Annotated in this window: 1 protein-coding gene; it reads right to left on the minus strand. The window is 56.7% G+C overall.

Annotation, left to right across the window (positions count from 1 at the left end; translation table 11 throughout):
* On the minus strand, positions 1-1,246 hold a 1,246-nt coding region (locus H8Z83_RS19115; protein WP_243185144.1), incomplete at both ends, for a plasmid recombination protein.

Consider the following 1,246-nt stretch of genomic DNA (forward strand, 5'->3'; position numbering starts at 1 on the left):
CTATAAGTCTGGTGATCCGGCAGCAGCTCCCTCGCCTTATCGACGAGGTGAAGCAGCTGCTTCGGCAGATGACGCTCCAGCATATCCAGCACACGGTCAATACCCTCCAGCAGCCGGTCTGAAAAGCTGCGTTCTTCCTCCAGCTCCGCCTTCAATTCCTTATTCTCACTCCAAAGCTGCCGGTTTTGATTTTCAAGGCGACTGCGCTGCGCTGCCGCCTCCATCTTCTCGTGGACGGAAGGAATCTTCTCTCTCATCTCGGCTTTTTCTTTTTCCAGCGAAGCGTTTTTCTTATTCAACGCCACGACCGTCTGCTTCGCAGCGGCTCCGGTCATGGCTACCTCCTTGAGCTGCTGGATCTGCTCCACGGTAACGCCCTTGACAGCCCCTGTAAGCGTTTTTTCCGGCCGGATGGTATCGAAGTCCACCCGTACCCGTTCTGCGGCCTTCAGCGCCGCCACAGTGCCGGAGAGCGACTTAATCTCTCCCTTCAACTCCGTTTTCTTCTCCTGCATATCTGCCAGCTCCTGCAAAGCTGCCGCTGTCTGCTCCTGCACGGCCTCGGCCTCCTGGATCGCTGCACGGTACTCCGGCAGCTCCATGTGCCGCCGATTGCTGCCGAGAGAGATAATTTCAAATTCGTGCTGCTGAGCGATCTCCGTCAGCACTTCCTTCTCCCGGTCCATCCAAGCCTTCCACTCGGTCTGTTTCCGGCCAACGCCTGTAAAGCCCTGCTGCTTGAGCGCCTGCTTCATGGACACTCTCGTTGAAAGGCCTCTCGTCTGCCCCGTGGCCACCGGGATATAGTCTACATGAAGGTGCGGCGTGGCCTCGTCCATGTGCAGCACCATGTTGAACACATGGAGATGGGGATTGCGCTCCTGAAAGGTCTTTGCGAACTCCGTCAGTGCCTCCGCTGCCCGCTGGCCGCCCTCCATGCCGCAGCCACAGTCATTTAGGTTGCCGATCTGGAAGATGGTCTCATGGAACAGCTTCTCCTGCTTGCTCTGCCGGATATGCTCGTAGTAGTCCGGGATCTTGTCTCTTGTCTTTTTCTTCCCGGCGTTGTATGCCTCCAGAGCCTCGCCGAACAGGTTATTATAGGTCTGCTTCAGATCCTCGTTGACAAAAACGATATTCTGCCCCGACCGCTCACGGTCTACATTGGCTGCTGTGAACTCCCGGTTGTTATGCCGGATGCTGCCATGTCCCATCATGCCGGAAATAGTTGTGCCGATACCTCTCG

This window comes from Dysosmobacter segnis (assembly GCF_014297285.1).
Lineage (GTDB): Bacteria > Bacillota > Clostridia > Oscillospirales > Oscillospiraceae > Oscillibacter > Oscillibacter segnis.